Origin of the sequence: Magnetospirillum fulvum MGU-K5 (genome assembly GCF_000442515.1) — a bacterium.
In the GTDB taxonomy this organism is placed as follows: Bacteria; Pseudomonadota; Alphaproteobacteria; order Rhodospirillales; family Magnetospirillaceae; genus Phaeospirillum; species Phaeospirillum fulvum_B.
The window spans coordinates 1-26,652 of sequence record NZ_AQPH01000051.1; the positions used below are offsets into that span (position 1 = coordinate 1).

A 26,652-nucleotide genomic window follows, 5' to 3' on the forward strand; every position below is an offset into this window, starting at 1 on the left:
CCGCGTTGTTGATGAGCGTGGTGCTGCTCGCCACCCCCTACGCCCAGGTCTACGACATGGGGCAATTGACCCTGGCGGTGGTGCTGCTGACCGAATATGTCCTGTCCTCGGGACGAACGCTGGCCCCCGGCGAACGGCTGGGATTATTTGCCGCCTGGGTTTGCCCGTTCTTCCTGATTCTGCCGCCGCTCCAGACGCTTCCGGTCGCGCTGCTGGCTCAGATCGGGCTGGCCGCGCTGATCTGCCGCCGTATCTGGGCGGCCCCGCCTCCGGTCAGCCTCTCCCCCGCTGCGGACAAAGCCGCCCTCACTTCACAAGCTTAAGCTCGGACAACCGGCCCGAGATCGTGCTGAACACTCCATTCAGATCGCTGACGTTGGAGACGTTATAGTAATACCCACTGTTGGAGGCGCATTGAGTCAGCAGGTTCTGCGTCCCCGACGAAACGGCACCATTGGTATTGAGGGCGATGGTGAAGATGGTGATCCCCGCCGCCTTGGCGTTTGTGCACGCTTGAATCAGGATATCATCTGCCGCCGCCGTACTTGTTATACGACGATAATCATCGTTAATATAAATATCTCCACTGTCCTGACCATAACGAACAGAGTAACGGACATTGCCGTTTCCGTCCGTTGGACTTCCATTGACATCCTTAGGGGCCCCCTTGAACGCCCCCGCCATATAGTAATCATCTGTAACAAGATAAACTCCAGACCATCCTGTCGAACCGCTTTCTCCTGTATTTGTATAAGAAGGTGCGTTATTTCCATCGGTCAGAAGAACGATGGCCTTGGTCAGAGTAGTAGCGGAATCCTGCGGCAGAGCGGCATTGCCCCAGCCATCGGCGGCACTGGAATTCCGCCACCCTGGATCAAGCATGCGCCATGCCCACAAGACGCCGGAGCTGATCATCGTGCTGCCGTTCCCGACCATCGCCTTGATATTATTAAGAATATTTTGCTGATTACTGCTAAGGAACGTCACCCTGGCCAGATTGGAGCAACCGGGGTCGTTTTTCTTCGACGAGGCAAAATATGGATTACTAGTACTCCAAGCCGGCGTGCTGTTTCGCTGGCACCAACCCCAAGAGCATGAAACCGTATAGCTCCACCGATAATAAAAAGACGCCCAATCCTCGAAGGGAGCCGTCGTGGGAGGGGCGGCATTCAGACTATAAACGTTCCCGCTGCTCCGCTCGAAAAAGCAGCCATTCCAGTCGGAGATCGAGTTGAAATGCTTTAGCCCGCCGCTGCCCACCCAGCCGGAATGAACCGTTCCCGACGAATCCTTCCCGGCGCGGACGGTTTCGGTAAACGGCACCAGACCGACATAAATCTTCGCCCCGGTCGAGTTATTGCCGAACAGGGAATTGACCATGTTGGTCGCGGCGTTTTTCATCGCCTGCAACTTGCCGTAATCGTTCATCGACCCGGTATTATCCATCGCCAGCACCAGTTCGAGATTGCTGTTGGTGGTGCGCTGGGCCTGATTGGAAACGGTGAAGGTGATGTTGCTGAGGGGGATAAAACCGAGGCTGAGCAGCGGGAGGGAAAGGCTGGCGGTCGCGGTGATGATGTCGCCGGTTGCCTTGGTCACCGAGCAGACCTTCGCGGCATTATCCGCAGTCACCTTGGTCCCATCGACGACGAAGGTCAGCGATTGGGAGATCGAACTCCCCAGATAATTGCTTCCCATATTGGCGGAAAAGTAGGCTTCGCCCTGAGCTTTGCAGTCGGCCGAGCCAAGGCTGTGTCCTGCCGCCAGAACCGCGGCGTCGATCGCCGCCTGGGCGCGCGATTTGATCAGATAGGCCCTTACCACGTCGATCCCACCCATCATCAGCAGTACCATCGTCGCGATACAGACGGTGACGATGATGCCCGCCACGCCGCGACGGTCGCTGGCTAAAGCGTGGATACGAGTGCCGAACCCCTGATCAATCATTGCCCCACTCCCATCCCACGCCTGGGCCTTGCCCTGGCATCGCTCCATTGAATAAGGCCCCACCTAAGACGGACAATTGGCGTTGGTTGTCGCATCATAAAGAATAGACAAAGAATTCACCCGAGCCCGAAAATATGCAGACCGGGACATCGTCATTCGTCCCGGCATAGAGGGAACATAAATTCGCAGATACGGGAACCAGTCAAAATTATAGAAGATTTCGGTCACAATCACCGTGTCACCGTCATTCTTTGGGATGATCCCTGTCGGCAGATTTGCCGCCCCCCCGATCACGCCGACCTGACTTGCGGCACCGTTCAGGGTATAGGAACTGATCTTTTGCCAATTGACGGCCGCGCCCACCGTCTTGGCATAGACAACGGCACTGACGATGATCTCGCCATTGGCCTTGATGTCGAGCGGCTGCGCGATCATCGGCGCCACCGTGCTGAGATAGGTGTTCAGGCTGTTGGGATCGCTGGCGCTGCTCGCATCGCAAACCAGATTCCGCCGGGAAACCAGATCGGAGAGGGTAAAGGCGGTCCGCTCCATCGTCGCGATCGAGCGGACGAAGATATAGGATTCATAAAATCCAACCAGAATGATCATCAAGATCGGGATCAGCAACGCCAGTTCAATCGCGGTGACAGCGCGGCAATCGGCGATCAGCTTCCGCACGATTTTATTCATTTTGAATGACCAGGGATCGAGAGAACGTGAGTTTCTGTAGTCCCGCCAGATGAATGACCCCGGTGAAACTGGGCCGGGTGACGTTGACGCTATAGACGACGATATCGCCGGTCCCGCCCGCGCCCGACGCCCCCATATCCGCATCCCAATGCCCGTTGGCATTGACATCGACATAGTCGCAGCTTGCCGTCACCGCACTCCCGGTGCAGGGCACGCAGGAAGCGGTACAGGTTCCGTCCGGATGCAAAACGGAATTCACCGGCTCGGGCTGGCCGACATTGGAAAAGGATTTATACGATTTCGTCGTGATCGTTATTTGATCGTCCGATTCGACCCACCGTCTCATATATTTCGTCACGGTGTTCCGGATGATCTGATCGCGATTTCCATCCGCGATACTCGAAGTCGCCATTCCGTAACGCGCGGCGTCATGAACGGCGATTTCCAGTGACGCATCGGTCATCAGAATCACCCCGACTTCCATCGTCCCCGCCGTCAGCAACAGCAGGATCGGGATCAGGAAGGCGAATTCCAGCCCGACCGAGCCCCGTACTCCCAGACGGAAGAGACGCTGCGTCATGGCCCGTTTGCCTTGGGGCCAGGCAGTTCCCCGCCGGGAGCCGGAACCGCCCGCATGTCAAGGTGCGGGGTGGGCATTGCGGGCGGCGGCGGCGATTCGGCCAGACGCTGACGCAGCATCGCGTAATAACGCAGATCGTTCTGGATCGATCCGGCATCGAGATCGGTCGACAACACGTTCTCCGACGCGTCGGTGTTGCCCATCAAGCCATACGCCAGCGCCAGATTGTGCCGGGCCTTGGACGGCGCGCTGGGGCTTTGGACGATTTCCATCAGAATATCGACCGCCGCGCGCGGATTGCCCGACAGAGCCAGCGACAGGCCAAGATTGTTGCGTGCGGCCACATCGTCGGGCTTCAACGCGAGGGCTTTGAGGTAGAGTTCCTGGGCACTGGCGGAATTTCCGCACAAATCCTGGATCGTCCCCAGGCCGACCAGCGGACGCGGATCGGTTCGTCCGGTGAGTTCGGCGGCATGATTATAGACGGTCTGGGCATCGGCGAACCGCCGCTGCATGATCGCGATCCGTCCCTGCCCCAGCAACGGCTCGACCGCCGTGGGATTGATTTCGCTGGCCCGAACATAGGCTTTCAGCGCCGCGGCACTTTCCCCCGAACGCATCAGCGCATCGGCAAGGCCGAGACTGGCCTCGTAATCGTCCGGCTTTCCCTTCAGCGCCTGTTGGTAAAAGTTGATCGCGCCGACCGCATCGCCGCCACTCAGCGAGGCATTGCCCATGCGGACCGATTCTTTTGCCGGGATCAGTTTGGCCGATCGGTCCTCGCTAGGGCGGTCGGAGGTGGCGCACGCAGCAACCATCCCGCCGACCAGGGCGACCAGAACGATGCGTCCGCGTCGATTGTGCCTCATTTTCCGAACACCTCCATGACCCGCAGGAACGCCGGCCCCCCAGCCAGAATCAGGACCGCAGGCAAAATCAAAATCATCATCGGGATCGTTATCTTCGTCGACAGCTTGGCCCCCTTTTCCTCCATCGCCAGAACCCGGGCACGGCGTTCGCTTTTCGCCAAGGTCTTCAGCGCATGGGTAATCGGGGTGCCGTAACGTTGCGACTGAATCAGGGTCGTCACCATCGCGCTGAGGGCCGGAATCCCGGTCCGATCGGCCAGATTGCGCAACCCGGCCATCGGGTCGGCCCGCAGCGAGATATCGTCCGCAGTAATCGCCAGTTCGTCGGCAAGCGGCTTGCTGATCGGAGCAAACTCGGTCGAGACCCGCCGCAGCGTGGCGCTTAGGCTGTACCCGGCATTGGTGCAGATCACCATCAGATCCAGCACGTCGGGAAGAGCTTGGTGAATGGCGGCGCGCCGCTTTTTGACCACCCAATCCAGCCCCATTTCCGGCAGGATCAGGCCGACGAACAGCCCCCCGAACACCGCGATCATCTTGTAAAAAACGTTTTCCAGATCGGGAAAGGCGTTCAGAGCGAACGCGGCGATCACCGCGCACAGCAGGCCAAAGCCCAGCTTCCCCACAATGAAGATGCGCAGCGCCATCGGATGGCGGATACCCGCCGACAGCAGGCTGCGGGAGAACTTGGCCCGTTGCGCTGCGTCATAGATCGGCAGATGGTCGGCAATCCTGGACATAACCCGGATCACCGGGGTGAAGACCGAGCCGCGCTCATTGTTTTCTACCGTCAGGGTGCGTTCGAGTGTCGCATCCGCCTCGGCCTTGGCTCGTTCGGCGATCCGCAAATGGGGCCGGTTCAGGCTGACATAGGTCAGACCGCCCAGGCTTACCGCCGCAGCGACCGCAACCAGCAGAACAAGCGCGGGAAAGGTTCCGGCCATCGCGTCACGCCTCCAGCTTCGTCATGCGGAAGATGATCGCCTGCCCCAGCACAATCATTCCCACCGCCAGGGCAACCAGATGATGGCCCGTTTCGGTATGGATCAGGACGTCGATGTAATCCCCCCCGACGACATACAACCCGCCGGTGATCGCCAGCGGGATCGTGGCGATGACTTTCGACGCCATCCGTCCCTCGGCGGTCAGCGCCCTTGTCTTCAGCCGAACATCCATCCGGGCCCGAATGATCGCGGCCAGATTTTCCAGGGTATCGCTCAGCGGACCGCCGGTTTCGCGTTGCAATTCCAGGCAGACGGCAAAGAATTTGAATTCGGGAACGCCAATCCGCTTGCTGGCCGAGGCGAACACCTCGCTCTGATCGACCCCAAGCCGCAGCGCGTCGCCCATCCGTTTGTATTCGCCGCCGATCGGACCGGGAATCTCCTCCCCCACCGTCTGAATCGCTACACTGACCGGAACACCGGCCCGAACCGCGCGGATGATCGTTTCCAGAACCTCGGGAAATCCTTCGGTGAAGCGGCGGCGATATTTCGCGCGCAGAGCAAAAAAACCAGGGCGCAAACCAGCCCCGCTTGCACCGGAACCGCGACCAGAAGAAGCGATTTGGGAAACCCGGACAGAAACACGCCGGGCACCGCCAACAGGCCGCCAGCGATCATTGCGATCAGCAATTGGCGCAATCCGGCGACGCCGCCGAAATCAAGAACGCGAGCCCGCAATACTTCGATGGCGGCCTGAATGCTGACCGATTCCGTCAGCGGTCGCGACAGCAATGACCCGCGATCGGACAGATCGTCGATGTCGGCGACCCGGCATTGGTCGGCGACTGCCTGGGCGCGGCGGCGCATCACCGCCTGGGGACTTTCGTCCTGGCTGCGGCGAATGATCGAATAGGCCCCCCAGCAGATCAGGACGGCGGTAAATCCTGCCAGCGTGACGACATCTTCCGGGGCCATCAGGCTCATTCGCGCATCGCCTCCAGCAAGGCGCGATCGAGCGAGTAATAGGCCGCGCGGGTGGCAAAGGCCGGACGAAGACCGGAATTGACGAAGCGGCCAGACACCTCGTCATTATAAGCGGTGGCGTCATACTCGAAGGTGAACAGGTCCTGGGTGATGATGATATCACCCTCCATCCCCGCCACCTCGGTCACGCTGGTGATGCGGCGCACGCCATCACGCATCCGTTCCAACTGGATGATCAAGTGGAGCGCCCCGGCGATCTGCCGCCGGATCGAGAGAAGCGGCAGGGTCCGGGTCGCCATCAGCACCATGCTTTCCAGCCGGGTCAGCGCATCGCGGGCGCTGTTGGCGTGGATCGTGCTCATCGAGCCGTCATGGCCGGTATTCATCGCCTGCAACACGTCAAAGGCTTCGGCGCCGCGGGTTTCCCCCAGAATGATGCGGTCCGGGCGCATTCGCAGGGCATTGCGGACCAGTTCGCGCTGGTCGATCGCCCCCACCCCTTCGATATTGATCGGCCGGGTCTCCATCGAGACCACATGCGGCTGCTGCAACTGCAACTCGGCGGCGTCCTCGATGGTGACGATCCGTTCGCCGGGATCAATGCCGTAAGACAGCGTGTTCATCATCGTGGTCTTGCCGCTGCCGGTTCCACCCGAGATCAGAATGTTGCAGCGGCAGGCACAGGCGATTTCGAGAACCCGGGCCATGGGACGGGACAGATTGCCCTGGGCCACCATCCGGTTGAAAGTGATCGAGCGCTTCGAGAATTTGCGGATCGAGATATAGGTGCCCTTCAGCGCCAAGGGCGGCAGAACCACATTAACGCGGCTGCCATCGGCCAGACGGGCATCGACCATCGGGCTGCTTTCATCGACGCGACGGCCGACCGACCCGGCGATGCGTTGGGCGACATTGGTGACGTGGGTATTGTCGCGAAAGCGGATCGGGGTCAGCTCAAGGTGACCATGCCGCTCGACATAGACCTGATCCGGCCCGTTGACGAGAATGTCGGTGATGGAATCGTCGGCGAGCAACGGCTCGATCGGACCGATGCCGAACATGTCATTCAGCAGTTCGCGTGCCATCAATTCCTGATCGGCCGCCGTCACCATCAATCGGTCACGAACGCAAATTTCCGCGACGAGGGCGAGCAGATCCTTTTCAACCAGCTCGCGCGACCGCATCACCGTCGCCGACACATTGATCGACGACAGCACAGAGGTACGCACCGACTGGAAAATCTCGGAGCGCAGCAGCCCCTTTTGATCGAGCCTCGGGGCTCCGCCCGTCGTTTGGGCAAGATCGGTGTCGTCAAGCGCCAGCGTCCCCGCCTCGTCGGACCCGCCGCTGACGTCTTCGCCAACCGGGCGCGCGGCCCCTCGCCTGATCTTTTGCCCGAACATCCCTAGCCTCCCAGTTTCAGAAACTTGCCGAGAGCCGGAAGGCGACGCCAAAACGGAACGTTGGCGGCGTTCGCCTCAAGATGACGGCCCGCCAGATCGTCAACCAGCCGCCGCATCGCCTGGGCCAACGGCCCCTTCCCCGCCACGACCGGCGGGCCGATATTCTCGCCCAGGCCTGCCGCGTCGCGGTCGAAGGGAAGAACGTGCAAAATCCGCCGCCCCACGGCGGCTTCGAAATCGGGCAGACGCAATTCAGCCCGGCCCGGCTGGTTGGGCTGATTGACCACCACCATCACCGGCACCTTGGTATCGCGCAGTTCCGCCAGTTGGAGCAGCCGCACGGTTTCCCGGGTCGAGATCACCGACGGCTCGGTGACGACCACCACCGTTTCGGCGGCATTGACCAGGGAGGCGGCGATCTCTCCGCCCCGGCAGGGCAGATCGAGAATGACGTAGTGAAACAGCTTCTTCAGCTCGACCAGCAACATGTTCAGCGACTTGGCCGGCAGGACTCCCGCCTCGCCGAGGTCGTATCGGGCCGAGAGCAGGAACAGCCGGGGCGCGACCTGGACGAAACTGCGCTCGACATAATGAGGATCGAGCTGGTTGATGTTCTTTAAGAGATCGGCCAATCCCTTGTTGTTTTGCGATCCGAGCAGAATGTCGAGAGAGCCGCCGAACGGATCGAGATCAATCACGGCGACCCGCCGCTCAAGATCGCGGGCCAGACGCCACCCCATATTGGCGGCGACCGTGCTGGTACCGACACCGCCGCGCGAACCCAGGCAGGCAACCAGCTTTCCGGTGCGGATTTGGTGGACCGGCTCGGACCGGCCGTTGAGGCGGCCCATCACCCGGTGCAACAGGTCCATGGTCAGAGGCTTGACGATATAATCGTCCACCCCCATCCGCAGCAATTCGCGGAACAGGCCGATATCGTTCCGCTCTCCCACCACCACCACCGAGACACCGGGCGGACAGACATTGGCCAGGTTGGCCAGATCGGTATGCGGCATCGCGGATTTGGAAACGTCGACAACCAATTGCTCGGGCGGATGATCGACATTCGCCAACATCGAGATCAGATCGTTGACGCTTCCCTGAAAGACGAAGGCATGGGGGATCATCGCCTCAAGAACGAACATCTCAAGGATCGAGACGCTGACATCGTCGGCCATCACCGCGATAAAATCGACGTTCTTGGGGATCGACTGAGTGCCGCGGGCAAATTTGCTGATAACGTCCATACGCTTGACGCTTTCTTTGTTTAACTGACCTACTGAGCGCCCCCACCAGACGCGCCCGCCCCCCGGACCCGCCCCCGGTTCCAACCCGCGACACACCAAGGGCGGGAGGCGGTTTGATCTTGTCAGTGAGGTAGCGTTCAACCGCCGCAGAGGTCGTCGTGGCCGTCGGCCCGCCAAACGTCGTCGGCTGGAACAGATCGGCGGGGTCAACCACCTGGGCCGCCAGATTGCCGTAAGTGGCACAGCCCAAGGACAGTTGGGGTCGCTTGGACGCCCCAATCACTTCGTTGGGGGTGATGATCGTCGAACAATCCGGCCCTTGAACCTCGACATGAACGATCTCGACCCGAGCCAGTGTCCCGACATCGGCATTCGGAATCACGATGGTCCAACCGGGGGGAATGCCAAGACCGGCGGCCCAGGATTGCACAATTCCTTCGCTGGGCGGATTCCACCCGGCGGGCAGGAAAATGCGGACCCGGGTCTTCGTCGCCCCCGACGCCTCCAGTGCCATCGTGATCGCCGCCAGTTCGTCGCGGCGGGGATGGGCGGGATCGACGACGGAGACCACTTCGCTGCGCGTTTCGACCCGGATCGAACTGGGATCGGGCAGGCTGGTGTAATTGGGACGGGGAAAGCACCCGGCCAGCAACGGCAGGACCAGAACAGTCGGTAAAACTCGGGACAGACGGCGCGTCATCGTCAGGGCCCTTTCGTCAGTAGGAGAAGCCGGCATTGCCGACCAGCCGGATCGACTTGGCCGCGAGGGGATCGCTGCCCAACCGGGAATGGGCGATGTACTCGACATCGTTGGCCGGACGCAGGCTTTCCGCCGGGGTGTGCAGACCCGTCCCATCGGTTGGCCGCACCAGATAGGCGGTGACGATCACCACCAACTCGCTGCGCCGGTTCTCGTAATTCTGCGACGAGAACAATTTGCCCAGGACCGGCAGATTACCCAGACCCGGCATGCGGGACAGGGCATCGGACATATTGTCCTGAAGCAGACCGCCGATGGCGAAGCTCTGCCCGCTGGCCAATTCGATGCTGGTATCGACGCGGCGAACGCTGATCGCCGGAACCTTGGTGCCGTCCAGGGTGACCGCATTGCTCCAATCGAGCGCGCTGACCTCGGGCCGGACCTTCAGGCTGATGCGGTCGTTGGCGATCACCGTCGGGGTAAAAGACAGCGAGACGCCATACGGCTTGAACTCGATCGAGATCGTGTTGTTTTGCTGTGACACCGGGATCGGGTATTCGCCGCCCGCCAGGAAGCTGGCGGTTTGCCCCGACACCGCCGTCAGGTTCGGTTCGGCCAGGGTGGTGACCAGACCTTCGCTGTCCAGCGCCTCGATCATCGCCTCGATATCCATCCCGCCGGTGGCATAGCCGAGCAGAATTCCCCAGGCGGAATCAGGCTTGTAATAGGTTTTGCTCGTATCGTTGTAATAATCCCGACCGTTCATCACCCCGCCGAGATAATTGCCCGAGCGGCCGATCGAGCTCCAATTGATTCCCAGCTTCTGGATGACACCGCGCGACACTTCGGAGAATCGCACCCGCAACTGAATTTGGGTGGGAGAGCGCACCTTAATCGCGTTGATGAGCTTCTCATCCTTGCTCAACAGCGGCGTCAGGGTACTGGCGACGCCATTGACGTCTTCGGCCTGATTGACGATGCCGCCAACCATCAGCGATCCCGGCGCCGAGGTCAGGGTCAATCGGTAATCGGGGTAACGCTGGCGCAACATCCGCTCCAACTCGACAAGATTATGCGTAACCGAGATCTCGGTCTTCAAAATCGTCTGGTCGGAGGCATCAATGGCGTAAAGGGTGGTACTGCCCATCTTCTTGCCCAGGACGAAGATGGCGTTTTGTGACGGAACCTGGATGTCGGCGATTTCGGGATTCGACACAAACACCGAGGCTGCCGGCCGCGACAGATGAAGCAATTCCCCCTGCCCCACCGCCAGCATCAAAGGAGTCCCGCTCTCGGCCGCCACGGCGGTCCGGGTTACAAGCGGAAGCAAAATCGCCAGGACAAGCACGCCGAGGATGCCCTTAAGTCTTGTTCCCCACCGCACCATCCACACTCCTTCAAATCTCTTCTGGTCAAAACGGATTCGTCGGCACGTCCCCCGTCTAGCGTGCATGACGCAAATCAGGGATGAACGATTCGGCCAACGGAGCGGGAATGCCGGAGGGGACGGCAAATTCGGGACTGGGCGCAGCGGCGAAACCACCGGAGGCTTGGCCGCCCTCGCGCTGCGACCCTCGAAAGATCTGGACCGGGCGAGCGGCAGGCTGGGTCGGTTGCGCGGCATGCGGCTTGCGGTTTCCGTCCCGCATCCGCATCGCCATCGAAACATCCTCGCCCCAGGTCGGTTTGAGCGTCATCCGCTCGTCGGGCAAGGCATCAATCCCGCCCGGTTCGCCCTCGCCATCCCCCGGCGACGGAGCTACCGTCTCGGCACGGCGGGGCGAGGCGAGGCTGCGCAAGGCCAGCGACAATTGCCCCAGCCGCGTCGCCACCGCGACCTTTTCGGCGTCTTCGGGCGAGACTTCCAACGTGACGGTGTGAGCCGACCGCAGCGACGGCGATGACCCGTCATTGTCGGGAACTTTCATCGACGAGCCGACGGCGATGACCCGCAGATCGGACAGCGCCGTTTCACTGGCAACCTGACGGTCGGAGCGACCGTCCAGCGAATCCTCAAGCTTTTGCGTCAGCAACAGATCAACCCGGTCTCCCGGCAGGATCAGACCGGCATTGCCAGTCACGTCGTCGATTGCCACCGACACCGCCCGCATTCCCGGAGCCAGGGCCGCGGCAAGAAAGCCCGGCGCATCGGGGAAAACGACGTCACGTTCGGCCAGCGGCACGCCCTCGGCGACAGGACGACGGATCACCGCGCCGACCAGCCTGGCCGCGACGGCCGATCCCTTGACGATCATCGTCGATTTGATCTGATCTTCCGGCGTTTCCTTCCAGACGAAATCGTCTTCTTTCAGCAGCAAGCCCATCGGCAGCGCCTGACCGGCGGTGCACACCCCGACCTTGGCGATAACCTTGGGCCGGGGCGCCTCCTGGCTCGAGGCGAGAAACAGGCCGCGAAACACCAACCCCGCAACCAGGGCCAGCAGGACGATCAATCCGATGCGGATCAGTCCGCGCAAAGGCACGATGGTTCGTCCTATCTTTGTGTCAACCAGGGAGAAACAATCGCGGCGATCCCGCCCAGGGCCAGGGCCACCCCATACGGCACACCCCGCCGCTCATCCAACATCACCAGAACCGAGGCCAGCGCGCCGCCGCGATCGGCATGAGCGCGCAGCGGACGAAGACACAGCATCGCCAGCGCCAGGACAAATCCGGTCAAAGCGACCAGGGTAAGAGTCGGAACGGCCAGATCGGGACCGGCCCACAAGAACACGACAGCGGCCAATTTGACGTCCCCCCCTCCGATTCCTCCGAAGATGTAGAGACAGAGCATGACGGCAAAGGCTGCCGCCGCGACGGCCAGATGAGGGACCACCCCATCCCAGACATCACCGCTCCCACTGCCGAACGCCACCGTGCCCCCCCAGGCCACGGCGACGATGACAACGATCGCATTGTCGATCTGGCGCAGGGTCAAATCCCGCAACGCGGCGGCGGCAAACGCCACCACCGCAATCGCGGAACAGATCAACACCCCGATCTCACCCATGTCGGAGGCATGGAGATCATGCGAACACGTCGACTAGTCGTTCTTGGCACCAGCGGCAGTCGACAGTTCCGAGTTCAGGCTGGTGAAGATCGAGGAAATGCTGGTTCTGATATTGGTGGAGGACAACGCCCCGGCGATCGCCAGCGTCACCAGACCGACCAGCAACGCATATTCCAACGCGGCGACGCCACGATTGTCACGCAGGAAACGAGTGAGAAAACGCTTCATGTCTCTTCTTCCTCTCTTGCCTAAAAAGCCCGCACCGGCCGCACGATTTCTATCGCGAAAGAGAGAATCACTCCGACCCGAAGGCGGAACGAGACCCGGCGAGGCTATTTTGGTTCACACAAAACAACACTCAATAAGGGAGCCTATCCGAGACGAAGAGAGACGTCTAGATTGGATTTTACTAAATTTTGTGAGAATTTGTTCCGAGACTTATATTCCTAAAATCAACAGGAACAGTGCGGGCCCACACCAATCATTACTTTAGTCTTTATTGACTATAACCTAAATCAAAGTCAGTGGGACGAAATAATGCCGTTCGCCATAATTATAGACCGCGTGTCAGCCCCGAAACAGCACAACCCACAATAAACAAAACATTGAATAAAAATCAAAATACAATATTATATCATAATATAAAATTGTTTATATTCGCACAAAACAGGCTTTCTTGAATATTTTACACAATATTACATGAAACGGAAAACTTAGCGGCCATTTATTTTTTATAAAATTCAAATCAACACCACGCCGACGCCGCCAAACGCTCGCTCTGAACAAAATTTTCCAACATCAGAACAATCAAATATTGGACGCTGCGCCCAAATTTGCGGCACGATGCACGGGGGCACGATGATTACAGCGTGAGCACGGGCCGCGGGGCCTGATTAGGTCTGGCGATGGATCTCCATCACGGTACCGCCCATGTCGAAGATGCCCCCGGTGGCGGAGCCGTCTTTAATCCTGAGGTTCGGCCCAAGCCCCCCTCCAACCGATAAATATTGCTCCGGTTTCGCACACGTGACTGGATCACTCGCGTGGGAATGCCCATAGTCCCAGACAAGAGCGAATCCGAGGAGCGGAGGACACGGTGATGACTGAGCCACAAGACGAGGCGACAGGACTGAAGCGCCTTGCTTTGCTCGGCCTAGGCTGGGGATTCTTCGCTCTGGGCGTCCTCGGCGTCTTTCTGCCGGTGCTGCCAACAACCCCGTTCATGCTGCTGGCCTTGTGGTGCTTTGCCCGCTCGTCGCGCCGGTTCCACCATTGGCTGTTCACCCACCGCCTGTTCGGGCCGCCGCTCCAGCGCTGGGAGCAATATCGGGTGATTCCGCTCGGCGCGAAGATTATCGCCGTCGGTGCAATGAGCCTCAGCATGATCTATGTCGGCTTCTTTACCCAGGCACCGTGGTTCGCGCTGGTGACGATGGGAGCGATCTGCCTGTTCGGAGCGGGCTTCATCCTGACCAAGCCCCACCGTCTGCCCGATGGCACCCGCCCATAGGCTTACTCGATCGAGACGGCACTCCCGTCCGCTGGTGCGACGGGATCAGAAGGACATGGAATGACACCACGTTCGGGATTAGCGCTGGTTTTGCTCGCGGTTATGGTCTTGCTGATCGCAGTAAGTCCATCCCGCGCCGATCCGCCGCCCCGTCCCGCCGACATCGACCGGATCCTGCGACGCGGAACCCTGATCGTCGCGCTGACCGAAGCCGATGCCCCGCCGTTCCACGTCGTGACCGACGGCGTTCTGTCGGGGGTCGATATCGATCTGGCCAAAGGACTGGCGCAATCTCTGGGAGTGGCGGTTACCTTCGACCGCTCGGCCCGGAGCTATGACGAGGTGGTCGAGACCGTCGCACGGGGACAGGCCGACATCGCGATCTCGAAATTAAGCCGGACCCTGGTGCGGGCGCGCTCGGTCAGCTTTTCCCCGCCTTATCTCACCTTGCGTCACGGCATGGCGTTCAACCGGGTCTGGCTGGCCCGGCAGATGCGCGACCACGACATGGCCGAGGTGATCCGTGGCTTCGACGGCCGCCTGGGCGTGGTGACGAAGACCTCTTATGTCGAATATGCCCGGCGGATTTTCCCCCGCGCCGAGATCGTCGAATTCCCGCGTTGGGCTGATGCGGTTCCCGCCCTGGTCAAGGGCGAGGTCGCCGCGCTCTATCGCGACGAGTTCGAAATCCGTCGCATGATCAACGAACAACCCGAACTGGCCCTGCACCTCAAGACCGCGTTCCTGACCGATACGCAGGACCATCTGTGCATGGTCGTCAATCCACGCGATACCCAGCTTCTTCAACTGGCCGAGATTTATATCGAGGACCTGAACCCCAAGCTGACGGTCGAAACGGTCCTGGCCCGTCTGGGCAAAGTGGCGCCGAAACAGGGAGATACGCCGTGACCCTCCTCCCCTCTCTGGACGGTTGGGTCCGGGTGATGTCGAGCCCCGCCGCCGTCTTCACCGGACTGGGCCTGGGCATCGCGATCGGTCTTGTCAGCCCCGAAAGCGCGACCGCTCTGGCACCCTATGGGAAGCTGTTCCTCGACCTGCTCGGCATGATCGTTCTCCCGCTGCTGATCTCGGCGGTAACGGTCAGTCTGGCCAAGCTGTTCGAGACCGGCGGTGCCGCCCATCAGGTCGGGCGCATCGCCCTCGCCATCACCGCCTGCATGGTCGTCGCCGCCGGAATCGGGCTGGCGACCGGCCTGATCGTCGCGCCGGGTGGCAACCTTGCCCAGACCGATATCGCCTCGCTGGGCGAGGTGGTCAGTTCGTCCGAACATCAGGCCGATTTCGAAATTTCGATCATCGGCACCCCGAGTACCGCCAAACCAGAGCAGGGACTGGCCCGCTTCATTGCCCAGATCATCCCCGACAACATCTTTCGTGCCCTCAGCGTCGGCGACAATCTGAAGGTGCTGATGTTCTCGCTGATGTTCGGGATCGCGGTGGGGATGACCCCACGGGGGCGGGCCGACGCCCTCACCAGCGCGCTCGAAACCGTGTTTCAGTCGTGCCAGAGCATGATGAAGGGAGTCAATACCCTGCTGCCGCTGGCCTTGTGCGCGATGGTCGCCCCGCTTGCCTCCGACATGGCGGAAACGCCGCTGGGGCCGGTGCGGGCGATGACGATGTTCGTCTCGGCCCAATGCATCGGCGCGCTGGTCGTCTTCGTCTTGTTCGCGATCGTGATCCAGCAGCGCACCGGCTGCGGATTCCTGGCCCCGATCACCGCGTTGCGCGAACCGCTGATCCTGGCGATCGGCACCCGCAACAGCATCGCCTGTATCCCCTCGGTGATTGAAAGCATGTCGAGCAAGCTGGGGATCAATCGCAAGGATCTCGAACTGGTCGTACCGCTCGGCATCATTTTGTGCCGGTTCGGGCCGGTGGTCTTTTTCGGCATCTCGACCCTGTTCATCGCCCAGCTTTACCGGATCGATCTCGGCCCCTCGCAATACATGTTCATCCTGTTCGCGTCGGTGATGGCGGCGATGGCGTCAAGCGGCGGAACCGGGGTGATGACGATCGGGCTGATGGCGCTGTTGTGCAATCCGCTGGGCTTGCCGTTCGAGGCGGCGGTGGCGCTGTTTCTCGCCGTTGATCCGCTTCTCGATCTGGTCCGCACCGTGCTCAACGTCTATGGCACCTGCGCCGTCGCCAGCATCGTCTGCGGCCGCGAGTCCGACCAGGAGGAGGAGGCTCCCGATTTCCCCCCGCTCAAGAGCCTGGGGATATAATCTTTACCTCTGGGCCTTGTCGCGCAGCAGGGTGTCGATCGCATCTTGCCCGGCGCGGCTGATCGCGGATTGCCAACTTTCCGAGGCCGAGCGGCGGACCAGCCGGACCGACTCGTACCACGGGGTCCGGTCGCCCTGCCCCCACAGCCAATAGGGCCGGTCGCCCAGAACGGCCCAGACTGGTCGCCCCAGCGCTCCGGCCAGATGCACCACCGAACTGTCGGTCATCACGATCGCGTCCAGCCGTTGCAGCAAGGCGGCAGTAACGTCGAAATCGGTGGTCAGCGCATCGAGCGAGGTCACCAGCGTCGCGGCGCGCAGGCGGCTCAGATCCTCGGCCAGCGGTCCTTTCTGCAACGAGAACAGCCGAACCCGGGGATCCTGGGCCAGCGGCAGGAAATCAGCCAGTTCCGCGCGCCGATAGGCATTGCCGCGAAAGGTCAGGCTGCCGCTCCACACGATCCCGATATTGAGGCCGGGACCGGGGGGAATCGCCGCCGCCGCGATCGGCTTGAGAGCGGGATCGGCGGTCAGATAGGACCGCCCCTCGACCGGATCGTGCGTTCCCGCCGCCAGAGCCAGACCGGGCAGGCTCATGAAGGTGATCTGGAAATCGACCGGCACCGGCGACGGGCAGCCCCGGGGAACCAGATGATCGATTGAGGTCACCCGGCTGAACAGACGCAGCAATTCGGGCTGGGCCTGAACCACCACCGTCGCTCCCAACCGCTTCAACACCGACAGGAAGCGCAGCGCGAACAAAGTGTCGCCGAATCCCTGTTCGGGAATGACCAGGATCGTCCGTCCCGCCGGGTTTTCTCCCGTCCACATCGGGGCGAGATCGCCCAACGCTCCGGCATCGGGCAACGACCAGCGGATGTCGTAATCGGCCCATCCCTCGCGCCACCGCCCCAGCCGCAACAATTCGTGCGAACGATCCCAGCGGGCGTCGCAATTGTGCGGATCAAGCGCCAACGCATGGTCGAACGCGCGAAGCGCCCCCTCGGCATCCCCCTGATTTTTCAGAGTGATGCCGTAATTATAGATCGAACTGGATTCGGGCGGGCAGACCGCGAGCAGCTTTTCCTGAAGACGGCGCGCTTCGTCCATCCGCCCCAGATCGGTCAGGGTGTTGGCAAGATTGCCGACCGGACCCGGTGTCGGGTCGATCGCGGTGGCACGCAAAAACGCCGCTTCGGCCGCCGGGAACTGGCGACGCTTGCGCAGGACGACCCCAAGATTGTTCCACAGACGAGACATGTCGGCGACGCTGCGCAGCCCCTGCCGCAGCAATTGGCAGGCGGGGTCGAGACGGTCGGCCTTCAGCTCTTTCAAGGCCAGGGTGTTGAGCCGGTCGGCTTCGGCCAGCACAATCTCTGGCACCGGACGCGGCGGAATCGATGCGGCCAGACGCTCCAGCGCGGCGCGAATCTCGGCGAACACCGGCTCCCACGCTCCCGGTTTTTTCTGGCGAAACAGCCGCATCGTCGGATACCACGGCGTCTTGTCCGTCCCCAGCCCCCAGCGCCAGTCGGGGTGATAGGGCAGCAGAGTCCAGACCGGACGCCCCAACGCCCCGGCCAGATGCGCCACCGAGGTATCGACCGAGATCACCAGATCGAGTCCGGCCAGTACCGCGGCGGTATCGCCGAAATCGGCCAGCCGGGACGACGGATCGAGAAGCAGAGGCTCGGCTCCGGCGGCGGCGATGTCGGCGGCGCGCGGCCCCACCTGGACCGAAACTAGCTCAAGTCCGGGGATGCCCAGCAGCGGCAGGAACAGCTCGAACGGAACCGACCGCGCCGCATCGTTGCTGTGCAAGGTACTGCCCGCCCAGCAGATCGCCACCCGCAACCGCGTTCCCGCCGGCGGCGGGGGCAAGATCGACCGCTTCGGCACCGCGAGATAGGGCACCGGTGCCGGAACCGTCTCGGGGACAAGTCCCAGAATGTCGGCGACATCAAGCAGCGAGGCGACGTAATCAAACCGGCGCCGGGTCGGCCCGCTAAATGGCGTCACGTTGGCCGAGGCGGGAACCACCGGCAACAGATCGGGCGGGCAAAGAACCGAAACCTCGGCCCCATGCTGAGCCAGGATCGGAGCGAAGCGAAGGAATTGGATCACGTCGCCCTTGCCCTGTTCACCGAACAGCAGGATCGACGCCCCAAACAGGCTTTCTCCGGCCCAGACCCGGTCGCCCGGACGCGGCGTTGGCACCGCCCCAGGCAAAGCCCGCCGCCAGCGATAATGGGCAAAGGCGGTTCGCCAGTCTCCTTTGAGGAAATTGGCCAGCGCCAGCCCCAGATGCGGCCAGGGATCGTTGCGGCGCAGGGCGGCGGACCGGTGCAACAACGCCTCGCCGTCGTCGAAGCGGCGCAGACCCAGCATCGCCTGACCCAAGGTGGTCAGGATATCGGGCGAGTCCGGTTGCAGTTGGTCGGCCTCGGCCAGAATCGCGGCGGCATCGGCAAAGCGACTGTTCCGCACCCACAGACGCCCCAACCCCAACCGGGCGGCAGCCGAGGTGGGATCGAGCGCCAGCGCCCGCCCCAGCGCCGCCTCGGCGGACTCAAGGCAACCCAGCCCTAACAGAGCCTCGCCCAACAAGGTCAATTCCGGTGCCGAATTCAAGACCGCACTCGGACTCTGTTCCAGCGCGGTGACCGCCTGCTCGGGTTTGCGGTCGCGGAGCAAGGCCCGGGCAGCGGCGATCAGATCGTCCGGACGGCGGATGAACGGGGTGGTACGCGGAATCCGTCGGCTCATCACGGCACCAATGCGGAGATTAGAAAGCGTTCCAGCGCCCGCACCGGCGCCGGATCGTCGTACAGGCGGTCGCGACCTTCGGCCAGACGCTGGCGGAATTGCCCCCGCGCCTCGGCCGATTGCCCCAACGCGACCGCCAACGCGACATAGGCATCAACATCGGCGGCAACCCGGTCGCCCAAACCGGCCTGGGTCAGGATCGCGGCGGAATGCCGCCCCCGCATCATCTCGGTCGGGTGGGTGACGATGGGCAGACCAGCCGCCACGGCTTCCAGCGTCGTGTTGCCGCCCGACCAGCCGATTGAATCGAGATAGACATCGCCCAGGGCGAGAAAGGCGGGAAAATCGGCATGGTCGATCCGGGGAACCAGCCGATAAGGCCGCGCCGCCGCGTCTCCGGGAAACGCCGCCTCCAGCCGCTGGCGGAACCGGGCGGTGGTGGTGGCATCCATCCCTTCGATAAAGACAAAGCAGGCCCGTTCGACCTGGGCGGCGATGCGGACGAACACGTCGTCAAAGCCCGGCAGATATTTGAACAGCGACTGGCAGCAGATATAGACGACATCCTGATCCGACAGACCGAGATCGCGCCGGGTCAGTGGGCGGCGCGGCGGTTCGGGCGGCAGCGGACGATAGCAGACCGACAGATTGGGCAGACGAACCAGCCTCTCGCTATAGTGCGCGTCGGCTTGATCCGGCTCCATCAGGGCGCTGGACAGGAAATAATCAATCTCGGGCAGACCCGAGGTGACCGGGTGGCCCCAGGCGACGCATTGCACCGGGGCGAGACGCCGGGCAGCGAGACGCACCGCCACCGGGTCCATCCCCAATTCGGGATAGATCAGCACATCCAGCCGGTCCTCGCGGATGACCCGCATCCAGTCCGGGTCAGAGTGCGGCCCGACCTCGAAGCGGTCGCAGGCCGCCGCCAAAGGCGGCGGGTCGCTCCGCCCCGACAAATCATAGCCGACGATCTCGAACCGCGCCCGATCCAGCCCGCCCAGCCAGCCGCCGAACAGCTTCGACACCGAATGCGGCCGGAAATAGGCGCAGGCGAAGCCGACCCGGATCCGCTCGCGCCGGGGACGCGGCAGCAACGGCGGCGGCTCGGTGCTGGCGGCCAGGGTGGCGACGATCCGCCCCCACCGCCGCATCGGCTCGACATCGTCGCGGCCCTGGTAGGCGAGAAAGAACGGCTTGGCCTGACCGATCTGCCCGGCGGCACGGGCACGACCGGCGGCATCAGTGGTTTCCAGCGCGGCTTCGACCTGGGCCAGACGGTCAAGAAAGGCGTGCCGTCGCGTCTCGATCTCGGCCTCGGATTGATAGACGATCTCTAGCTGGGCCACACACAAGGCCATCAGCAGCCCGACATCGCCGGGCACCCGCGCCGCCAGCCCCTCCAGCAGAGTGCGGGCGAGATCGGCCCGCCCGGCAACCCGGAGCAGATTGGCCAGGGTCAGCAGCGCATCGTCGGGCTCGCCGCAATCGACCAACGCCTCAATCGCGGCGACAAGACCGACCATGCTGTGCGATTGCAACGCCTGACGCGCCAGCGCGACCAGAGCAGCCCCCCCCGCCCGCCCCTTTTGCCGGAGCAAGGCGACGACGTCGCGCCAGCCGGTCTCGAACCCGGGATGACGGGCCAGATTGGCCATCGCCAGCCGCACCGCCGGTTCGAATTGCCCAAGCGGCAGTAACTGACCGGCCAGATCGTGGGCCGGGGCCGGGGCCTCGTGAAGCTGCATCGCCACGTCAAGCAGACCCGCCGCTCCCGGATCGCCCCGCCCCGCCGAAGCCAGCGCCAGTTCTCCCAGCAGATCGGCCAGAGGCAACCGTCTTGCCGCCCGCCGCAACAGACGGATCGCCTCGTCATGACGGCCGGACCGGCGCAACCGCCGTCCTTCGGTCAGTTCGGGCAGGCGCTCGTCGGGCTTTCCGCGCGGGTTAAAGCCGCACCCCCGGCAAAGCGGCGGCTCGCGGTCGAAATAATCGGCGAACCAGGCCGCGACCGGAGGGGCGTGCCACGCCTCGGCATAGCTCTGTTCGATCAGGCTGGTACGGCCCAACAGGTCGGCATCGTCGGTGATGCAGCAGGGTGTCATCAACCCGTCGACGGTGACATAGGCGGAATGGAACGGACGGCGGCACCGGGTGCCATTCGGTGTCATCCCCGCCGCCAGCAATAAAGCGATCCCGGGCAAACGTCCGCGTAGCCCGGTGACAGTCGCGGCGGCGTGGCGCAGTTCCGCAATGCCCAGGACCTGTGGCTCGGTCGCCGGGTCATAGGCGACCAGCGGCTGAACCTCGATCGTCGTCACCCCCAGCCGGACCAGCGCTTCGATCAAGCCGCCGAGTTCAGCCTGATTGCGCCGGGACAGCACGATCGAGGCGGTGATCCGCCCTTCGAACAATGCGACCAGAGAAGGGATACGGCGGCTGAGTTCAGAAACCGAACTGCCCGCCCGAACCGCTCGCGCCGTCGCGTCGTCCAGGCTGTCGACCGACAGGCTGAGATGATCGAGACCGGCGGCACGAATGGCGCGATAGGCCTCCAGCGGCACCGCCAGCGCATTGGTGTTGAGACTGAGCACACCAAACCGGCCGCTCTCGCGCCCCAGTCGGATCAAACCAGCCAGATCGGGGTGCAGGGTCGGCTCGCCCACCCCCTGAAGCACCAGCAGATCGGCGGGCGGCAGATGGCCCAGCAGAGTCCGCAAGGTGTCCGCCGACATGTGGGAATCCGTCCAGGTCCCACGCTGTCGGCCGATGGTGCGCTGACATCCGGCGCAGGACAGGGTGCAATGGGTGGTGATTTCGACCTGAAGACGGCGCAACCGCTCCGGACTCGCGAACGGATTGGGCCGGTTAACCACCCAGCACCTTTTCCCGGGGACCATCGGTGACGATGCGGCCCTGATTCAGCACGATGATGCGGGTGCAGGCACCAAGCAGATTGCGACTATGGCTGCTCAACAGCACCGTCCGCCGTCCGGCCAGCGTATGGATATAGTCGGCCAGCCTTTTCTCCAACTGCGAGTCAAAGCCGGTCGAGGGCTCGTCAAGCAGCAACAGCGGCGGCTCCCCCAGCAGGGCGCGGGCCAGCGACACCATATGTCGCTGCCCTCCCGACAGCAGATTGCCGTGGGGGCCGACCTCGCTCGCCAGGGTCAGTTCGCCGCGATCGATCGCAGTGCGCAACCCGGAACGGTCGAGCACATCAGCCATGTCCTGGGCAATTGCCGCCGGACGCCCGGCGCGAATGTTGGATTCGATGGTGCCCTCGAACAACATCGCTTCCTGAGGCTTGAAGCCGATCGAGCGGGACAGTTGGCGGACGTCCCAACGCTCGACCGGATGCATATCCAGCAACACCTCGCCGTTACTAGCCCGCTCGGCCCCGGCGATCATCCGCAGCAAGGTGGTCTTGCCCGCGCCGGGAAGCCCGGCGATGCCGACGATTTCGCCGGGCCGGATTCGCAGGTCGATCCCGTTCAGCACCGGGCGGGCATCCGGGCGCGGCCGCCAGCTCAGATTGACCAGTTGAATATCGCCGGTGGGATCGGTCGGGCGCGGTTCGGTCTCGGCGACCGTTTCCGTCGGCAAAATGGCGTCGAGATCGCGCATCGAACGGCGGAATTCACGCATCCGGGTCGAGAGCAGCACCACCGAGGCCACCGTTGCCATCGCCCGCGAGGTCAGCAGCGAACAGGCCATCAGGCCGCCCGAGGTCAGCGCCCGTTCCTCGATCAGATAGGCGCCCCCGACCAGCACCGACGCATAGGCCAGATTCGAGGACAACAGGTTAAAGGTGTTCGACAGCCCATACCAAAAGCGCGCCCGGCCCGACGCCACCGCCGCCGAATCGCTGATCCGCCGCCACCGCCTCGTGCTGTCGCCCCGCAACGCCGTCGTCAGCACCACGTCGCGGGCAATCAGAACGTCGGCCAACAGCGAAATCCGCGACTCGCCCGCCTTGCGCGCCAGCATCTCATATTGCCGGGCCGGGCTGCTGAAGGCCAGATTGACCCCAATCGACAGAAGACCCAGCACAATCGGCACCAGCACCAGCGGGCCGGAAACGATGGCAATCGCGGCAAGGAACATCAACAGGAACGGCAGATCGGCCAGCGCCAGCAGGAAGGTCGACGAGACGAAATCGCGGCTGGCCAGGATCTGTTTGTACTTGTCGAGCACGACCCCGATCGGGGGCAAGGCTCCTCTTTTATGCAGCAGGTTGGAAAACAGGGCGCGGTCGATATCGCCTTCGGTCACCACCGCCAGCCGCTCGAAAATCTGAACCCGAAGAGTGCGGACGACGTAATCAAGGCCGATTGCCAGCACGATTCCGATCGTCATCGCCCACAGGGTCTCGCTGACCCCGTTGCCCAGAACCTTGTCGAAGACAAAGCTGGCGAACAGCGGCAGGGCCAGGGCCAGCAGGTTCGACACCACCCCACCGATGGCAATCGGCACCAGCAAACGGGAATGGCGGCGCAGGAACGGCAACACCGCAATCGTCAGATTTGGTTCAGGCAGCGGGACCAGCAGGATTACCCGCAGGGGAATCTCGGCCGACTCCTCCTCTCGCGGGGACAAACTGCCATCGACCTCGGCCCGTTCATACCCGCCGCCCGGACGGGGCACCAGCGCCTGCCAGCCCGAATCGTCGGCCTGCTCGACCAGAACGGCAACCGCGTCCCCGGCCAGATGCGGTACGGATGACCCCCGGCTCAGGAGCCGCGCCTCCAGCCCCAGCGGTGCCAGCGCCTCGCGCAGCAGAACGGACGGATCGGCGGTGGGATCGTCCGGAGCCAACGGTCCGGGACGGCCGACCCCGGCCAAAGCCGCCGTCAGTGCCGCCGAAAGCGGCTGGGTCAGGTCAGATCCGCTCATCCCTGATGCAGTTGTAGCTGGGCCAATTGGGTCGCGTGGCTGTTATCGGCGTAAACGGTCCAGGTGCTGTTGGCCGAGTTCCAGACAGCATCCTGCCCCCCGCTATTGTGAACATTTAACGTATCAATCGTATCAATCGTGAAATTCAGAGTGTATGCCGATCCACTTCCGACCATATGGACCAGATTTTCAGATGTAATATCAAATATTTGCGACGTTCCACTTCTTATGTCGATAGACTCAAAGTTGGTGGCATTAAAAAACACACTCGTGAAACTACTCCCCGTATAGACCAAGCTGTCCTGTCCGCCGCCGCCGTCCAAAGTCCCGAGCGCACTCACATTAAAGGTATCGTTGCCGCTGCCGCCATGGATCGTCCGGTTCGTCGAGTCGCCGCTGAACGTGTCACCATGGCTGGATCCGGTGATCGCCTCGATACTGACCAGCGTGTCGCTAAAGGCGGTTCCCCCGGAATTGGTGGCAGTCCCATTTGTCAGATTAAAGAGGACACCGCTCCCGGACCGGCTGTAATCGGCGGTATCGGACCCGCCTTCACCATCCAGCCGTTCCGTCCCGACCCCGCCGAACAGGGTATCGTTACCGATACCGCCGAACAGGGTATCGATCCCGCCGCCGCCCGACAGGGTGTCATTCCCACTACCGCCCCAGATCGTATTGTTGCCGGAATCCCCGCTCAGCACATCGGCATCGTCGGTCCCGACGATATTCTCGATGTTGTAGAGGGTGTCGGCAAAAACGACGCCGTTGATATTGTTGGCGTGATGGTTAGCCAGATCGACGCTGACCCCACCGGCGAAGTTGCTGTAATCGACCTTGTCGGTCCCGTCACCGCCGTCGAGAGAGGCGCTGCCCTTGCCCGCGATAAAGCTATCGTTTCCGGCCATGCCGTAAATCGTATCGGAACCGCCATTGCCGTTCAGGATGTTGTCACCGGAATTGCCGACGATCAGATCGTTGAACGAGGAACCCGTCACGTTCTCGATATTGGCGTAGTAATCGACCTTGCCGTTGTCGAACCCACCGCCGCTATAGCCTGACGGCAATGACAATCCCGGCACGGTGCCGCCGCTCTGGTTGGTGCCGCCGAGATAGACCGAGACCCCGACGGATTCCCAGGCATAGGTCAGCGTATCGTTTCCGATGCCGCCATCAAGCAGGTCGCCACCACCGCCGCCGCCCAACGTATCGTCACCGTCACCGCCAGAGATCGTGTTGATTCCGGTCGAGCCGATCAGGATATCGCTGGCATTTCCGCCCCGGATATCCTCGATATTGACGTAATAATCGGGCGAAGCGGTGCCGCCGCCATCAAGCTTGTTGAGACCATAGCCGGTATAGCCGCCGGGCAGCGAAACGCCATGCGACAGGGCATTGCCCCCTTTCTCATCGAATCCGCCCAGATAGACGGTGACCGAACGGCTGTTGGCCGCCCCGGTCGAATCGACCGAATAATCGATGATGTCGTGGGTTCCGGCCCCGCCATCGATCGTGTCGGACCCGCCGCTACCGATAATCCTATCGTCGCCTGCCCCGGCATTGATGATGTTGGCTGCAATGCTGCCAGCGAGGACGTCGGCATTGGCCGATCCCAGGATGTTTTCGATATTGACCAGCTTGTCGTACTGCGCCGACCCGCCATTGGTTCCACCGCCGAGATAGACCGTCGCCGCCGCCAGACCGGCATAGCTGATCCAATCCGACCCCACCGCCCCATCCATCGTCGCTGATCCCGACGCGGTGCCGCCGATAAAGGTATCGGCATAGCCGGTGCCGATAATGGTCTCGATGCTGGTGTACCTGTCACCCTGGGCGTAACCGGTGCTGTTGGCGGTGTTGGTCTGGCTGATCGTCAGACCCACGCCACCCGTATCGTTGTCGTAGCTGACCGTATCATTCCCACCGCCGCCATTGAACGAATCCGCCGCCGAGCCGCCAAAGAACAGGTCGTTGCCGCTTCCGCCGATGATCGTCGTCGTACTGCTGCTGTTGCCGGTGATCGTGTCGCCATTATTGCCGCCGATCACCACCTCGATATTGGTCAGAGTGTCGCCTGCGGCATAACCGCCGCTATTGACGTTGGTGGCCAGATTGATGGTGTGGGTGGTACCGCTGTCGAGGGCATAGCTGACGGTGTCGATCCCATTGCCGCCGTCGATCGTATCGGCCCCGCCGCCGCTGATGAAGCTGTTGGCAAGACCGTCGCCAGTCAGCACGTCGCCCTGATTCGACGCGACGATGTTCTCGATTCCGCTCAGACGGTCGTTCGCCGCCGTGCCGCCATTGCTGCCGGTGGCGAGATTGACGGTCGCCTTGCCACCCGTCGCGTATTGATAGGTGACCCAGTCGGAGCCACCGCCGCTACTCATCACCGCCGAGCCCGACGCGGTACCGCCGATGAAGGTATCGTTGCCGGAACTGCCGATCACCGTCGCGATCCCGTTATAGCTATCGCCTGAGGCATAGCCGGTCGAGCGGTTGGTCCCGGTCAGGTTGATCGTCATCGCCGTTCCATGGGCATAGCTGACGATATCGGTGCCGCCACCGCCGATGAAGCTGTTGGCGTTGCCGTCGGCGAAGAAGGTATCGCTATAGGCCGAGCCCTGGATGCTCTTGATCCCGATCAGATGGTCATTCGCCGCCGACCCGCCGTTGAGACTGGCGGTATTGTTATAGGTCAGATCGACCGTCGCGCCGCTGGTCGCAGATTGATAGCTGATCCAGTCGGTGCCGCCACCGCCGCTCATCGTCGCCGAGCCCGCAGCGGTGCCGCCGATAAAGGTATCGTTGCCGGTGCCGCCGATGATCGTCGCGATCCCGCTATAGGAATCGCCCGAGG

General features: G+C 62.4%; 22 protein-coding genes. 4 read left to right on the forward strand and 18 right to left on the reverse strand.

The window, feature by feature from the left end; genetic code table 11:
• A partial coding sequence (locus tag K678_RS19075; RefSeq protein ID WP_021132800.1) for a hypothetical protein occupies positions 1 to 323 on the forward strand: 323 nt, incomplete at its 5' end.
• Here the strand turns inward: K678_RS19075 and K678_RS12380 are convergent.
• The 14 genes from K678_RS12380 to K678_RS12440 all read right to left on the reverse strand — a co-directional run bounded on the left by K678_RS12380 (position 307) and on the right by K678_RS12440 (position 12,602).
• Positions 307 to 1,947 (reverse strand): pilus assembly protein TadG-related protein, encoded by a 1,641-nt coding sequence (locus K678_RS12380; protein WP_021132801.1) that lies wholly within the window; start codon positions 1,945 to 1,947, stop codon positions 307 to 309. The two genes, K678_RS19075 and K678_RS12380, sit on opposite strands and share 17 nt — an antisense overlap.
• 63 nt (positions 1,948 to 2,010) lie before the next feature.
• Complete coding sequence (locus K678_RS12385; protein ID WP_021132802.1) at positions 2,011 to 2,625, reverse strand: hypothetical protein; 615 nt, start codon at positions 2,623 to 2,625, stop codon at positions 2,011 to 2,013.
• A 4-nt stretch (positions 2,626 to 2,629) separates the two neighbouring features.
• Positions 2,630 to 3,217, reverse strand: coding sequence for a TadE/TadG family type IV pilus assembly protein (locus tag K678_RS12390; protein WP_021132803.1), 588 nt, complete (start codon positions 3,215 to 3,217; stop codon positions 2,630 to 2,632).
• Positions 3,214 to 4,086, reverse strand: coding sequence for a tetratricopeptide repeat protein (locus tag K678_RS12395; RefSeq protein ID WP_021132804.1), 873 nt, complete (start codon positions 4,084 to 4,086; stop codon positions 3,214 to 3,216). Before K678_RS12395 ends, K678_RS12390 begins: the two co-directional genes overlap by 4 nt.
• Entirely contained in the window at positions 4,083 to 5,030 is a 948-nt protein-coding gene (locus K678_RS12400) for a type II secretion system F family protein (RefSeq protein WP_021132805.1), read from the reverse strand. The genes K678_RS12395 and K678_RS12400 overlap by 4 nt, the downstream gene beginning before the upstream one ends.
• A gap of 4 nt (positions 5,031 to 5,034) precedes the next feature.
• A complete protein-coding gene (locus K678_RS18260; RefSeq protein ID WP_021132806.1) occupies positions 5,035 to 5,481 on the reverse strand; it encodes a type II secretion system F family protein in 447 nt (148 codons plus the stop codon).
• 11 nt (positions 5,482 to 5,492) lie between these two features.
• Positions 5,493 to 6,014 (reverse strand): hypothetical protein, encoded by a 522-nt coding sequence (locus tag K678_RS19080; protein WP_021132807.1) that lies wholly within the window; start codon positions 6,012 to 6,014, stop codon positions 5,493 to 5,495.
• Entirely contained in the window at positions 6,011 to 7,417 is a 1,407-nt protein-coding gene (locus K678_RS12410) for a CpaF family protein (protein WP_021132808.1), read from the reverse strand. The genes K678_RS19080 and K678_RS12410 overlap by 4 nt, the downstream gene beginning before the upstream one ends.
• Before the next feature lie 2 nt (positions 7,418 to 7,419).
• Positions 7,420 to 8,664, reverse strand: a complete 1,245-nt coding sequence (locus K678_RS12415) for an AAA family ATPase (RefSeq protein WP_081673263.1) — start codon at positions 8,662 to 8,664, stop codon at positions 7,420 to 7,422.
• Positions 8,564 to 9,364 carry a CpaD family pilus assembly lipoprotein gene (locus tag K678_RS17840; protein WP_021132810.1) on the reverse strand — a complete coding sequence of 267 codons (801 nt, stop codon included), beginning with the start codon at positions 9,362 to 9,364 and terminating at the stop codon, positions 8,564 to 8,566. Before K678_RS17840 ends, K678_RS12415 begins: the two co-directional genes overlap by 101 nt.
• A gap of 16 nt (positions 9,365 to 9,380) precedes the next feature.
• On the reverse strand, positions 9,381 to 10,751 hold the full coding sequence (locus K678_RS12425; protein ID WP_021132811.1) for a type II and III secretion system protein family protein: 1,371 nt from the start codon (positions 10,749 to 10,751) through the stop codon (positions 9,381 to 9,383).
• A 55-nt stretch (positions 10,752 to 10,806) separates the two neighbouring features.
• Entirely contained in the window at positions 10,807 to 11,847 is a 1,041-nt protein-coding gene (gene cpaB / locus K678_RS12430; RefSeq protein ID WP_196802579.1) for a Flp pilus assembly protein CpaB, read from the reverse strand.
• Positions 11,848 to 11,858: 11 nt separating this feature from the next.
• Positions 11,859 to 12,359 (reverse strand): A24 family peptidase, encoded by a 501-nt coding sequence (locus tag K678_RS12435; RefSeq protein WP_196802580.1) that lies wholly within the window; start codon positions 12,357 to 12,359, stop codon positions 11,859 to 11,861.
• A gap of 48 nt (positions 12,360 to 12,407) precedes the next feature.
• On the reverse strand, positions 12,408 to 12,602 hold the full coding sequence (locus tag K678_RS12440; protein WP_021132814.1) for a Flp family type IVb pilin: 195 nt from the start codon (positions 12,600 to 12,602) through the stop codon (positions 12,408 to 12,410).
• An 871-nt stretch (positions 12,603 to 13,473) separates the two neighbouring features.
• Between K678_RS12440 and K678_RS12445 the strand changes: the two genes are divergently transcribed.
• Genes K678_RS12445 through K678_RS12455 form a run of 3 tightly spaced genes read left to right on the forward strand, consistent with a single transcriptional unit; the run spans position 13,474 to position 16,133 of the window.
• Positions 13,474 to 13,884 (forward strand): YbaN family protein, encoded by a 411-nt coding sequence (locus K678_RS12445; RefSeq protein ID WP_021132815.1) that lies wholly within the window; start codon positions 13,474 to 13,476, stop codon positions 13,882 to 13,884.
• Positions 13,885 to 13,944: 60 nt separating this feature from the next.
• Positions 13,945 to 14,793 (forward strand): substrate-binding periplasmic protein, encoded by an 849-nt coding sequence (locus tag K678_RS12450; RefSeq protein WP_021132816.1) that lies wholly within the window; start codon positions 13,945 to 13,947, stop codon positions 14,791 to 14,793.
• The gene (locus tag K678_RS12455; protein WP_021132817.1) at positions 14,790 to 16,133 is read left to right on the forward strand and encodes a dicarboxylate/amino acid:cation symporter; all 1,344 of its coding nucleotides are present in this window, start codon (positions 14,790 to 14,792) and stop codon (positions 16,131 to 16,133) included. The genes K678_RS12450 and K678_RS12455 overlap by 4 nt, the downstream gene beginning before the upstream one ends.
• 3 nt (positions 16,134 to 16,136) lie before the next feature.
• Here K678_RS12455 and K678_RS17845 read toward each other — a convergent pair whose 3' ends face one another.
• The 4 genes from K678_RS17845 to K678_RS19085 form a co-directional block, all read right to left on the reverse strand.
• The gene (locus K678_RS17845) at positions 16,137 to 18,899 is read right to left on the reverse strand and encodes a tetratricopeptide repeat protein (protein ID WP_021132818.1); all 2,763 of its coding nucleotides are present in this window, start codon (positions 18,897 to 18,899) and stop codon (positions 16,137 to 16,139) included.
• A complete protein-coding gene (locus K678_RS17850) occupies positions 18,899 to 21,775 on the reverse strand; it encodes an O-linked N-acetylglucosamine transferase family protein (protein WP_021132819.1) in 2,877 nt (958 codons plus the stop codon). The genes K678_RS17845 and K678_RS17850 overlap by 1 nt, the downstream gene beginning before the upstream one ends.
• On the reverse strand, positions 21,768 to 23,795 hold the full coding sequence (locus K678_RS12475; protein ID WP_021132820.1) for a peptidase domain-containing ABC transporter: 2,028 nt from the start codon (positions 23,793 to 23,795) through the stop codon (positions 21,768 to 21,770). Before K678_RS12475 ends, K678_RS17850 begins: the two co-directional genes overlap by 8 nt.
• Positions 23,792 to 26,652 (reverse strand): beta strand repeat-containing protein (locus K678_RS19085; protein WP_021132821.1); only part of this gene is annotated, 2,861 nt, incomplete at its 5' end. The genes K678_RS12475 and K678_RS19085, both read right to left, overlap by 4 nt.

Bases quoted from the DNA above. Each gene is read 5' to 3' on its own strand.
- K678_RS12380 (WP_021132801.1), bottom strand. From the start codon at position 1,947: ATGATTGATCAGGGGTTCGGCACTCGTATCCACGCTTTAGCCAGCGAC.
- K678_RS12390 (WP_021132803.1), bottom strand. From the start codon at position 3,217: ATGACGCAGCGTCTCTTCCGTCTGGGAGTACGGGGCTCGGTCGGGCTG.
- K678_RS12395 (WP_021132804.1), bottom strand. From the start codon at position 4,086: ATGAGGCACAATCGACGCGGACGCATCGTTCTGGTCGCCCTGGTCGGC.
- K678_RS12400 (WP_021132805.1), bottom strand. From the start codon at position 5,030: ATGGCCGGAACCTTTCCCGCGCTTGTTCTGCTGGTTGCGGTCGCTGCG.
- K678_RS19080 (WP_021132807.1), bottom strand. From the start codon at position 6,014: ATGAGCCTGATGGCCCCGGAAGATGTCGTCACGCTGGCAGGATTTACC.
- K678_RS12410 (WP_021132808.1), bottom strand. From the start codon at position 7,417: ATGTTCGGGCAAAAGATCAGGCGAGGGGCCGCGCGCCCGGTTGGCGAA.
- K678_RS12415 (WP_081673263.1), bottom strand. From the start codon at position 8,664: ATGGACGTTATCAGCAAATTTGCCCGCGGCACTCAGTCGATCCCCAAG.
- K678_RS17840 (WP_021132810.1), bottom strand. From the start codon at position 9,364: ATGACGCGCCGTCTGTCCCGAGTTTTACCGACTGTTCTGGTCCTGCCG.
- K678_RS12425 (WP_021132811.1), bottom strand. From the start codon at position 10,751: ATGGTGCGGTGGGGAACAAGACTTAAGGGCATCCTCGGCGTGCTTGTC.
- K678_RS12440 (WP_021132814.1), bottom strand. From the start codon at position 12,602: ATGAAGCGTTTTCTCACTCGTTTCCTGCGTGACAATCGTGGCGTCGCC.
- K678_RS12445 (WP_021132815.1), top strand. From the start codon at position 13,474: ATGACTGAGCCACAAGACGAGGCGACAGGACTGAAGCGCCTTGCTTTG.
- K678_RS12450 (WP_021132816.1), top strand. From the start codon at position 13,945: ATGACACCACGTTCGGGATTAGCGCTGGTTTTGCTCGCGGTTATGGTC.
- K678_RS17845 (WP_021132818.1), bottom strand. From the start codon at position 18,899: ATGAGCCGACGGATTCCGCGTACCACCCCGTTCATCCGCCGTCCGGAC.
- K678_RS12475 (WP_021132820.1), bottom strand. From the start codon at position 23,795: ATGAGCGGATCTGACCTGACCCAGCCGCTTTCGGCGGCACTGACGGCG.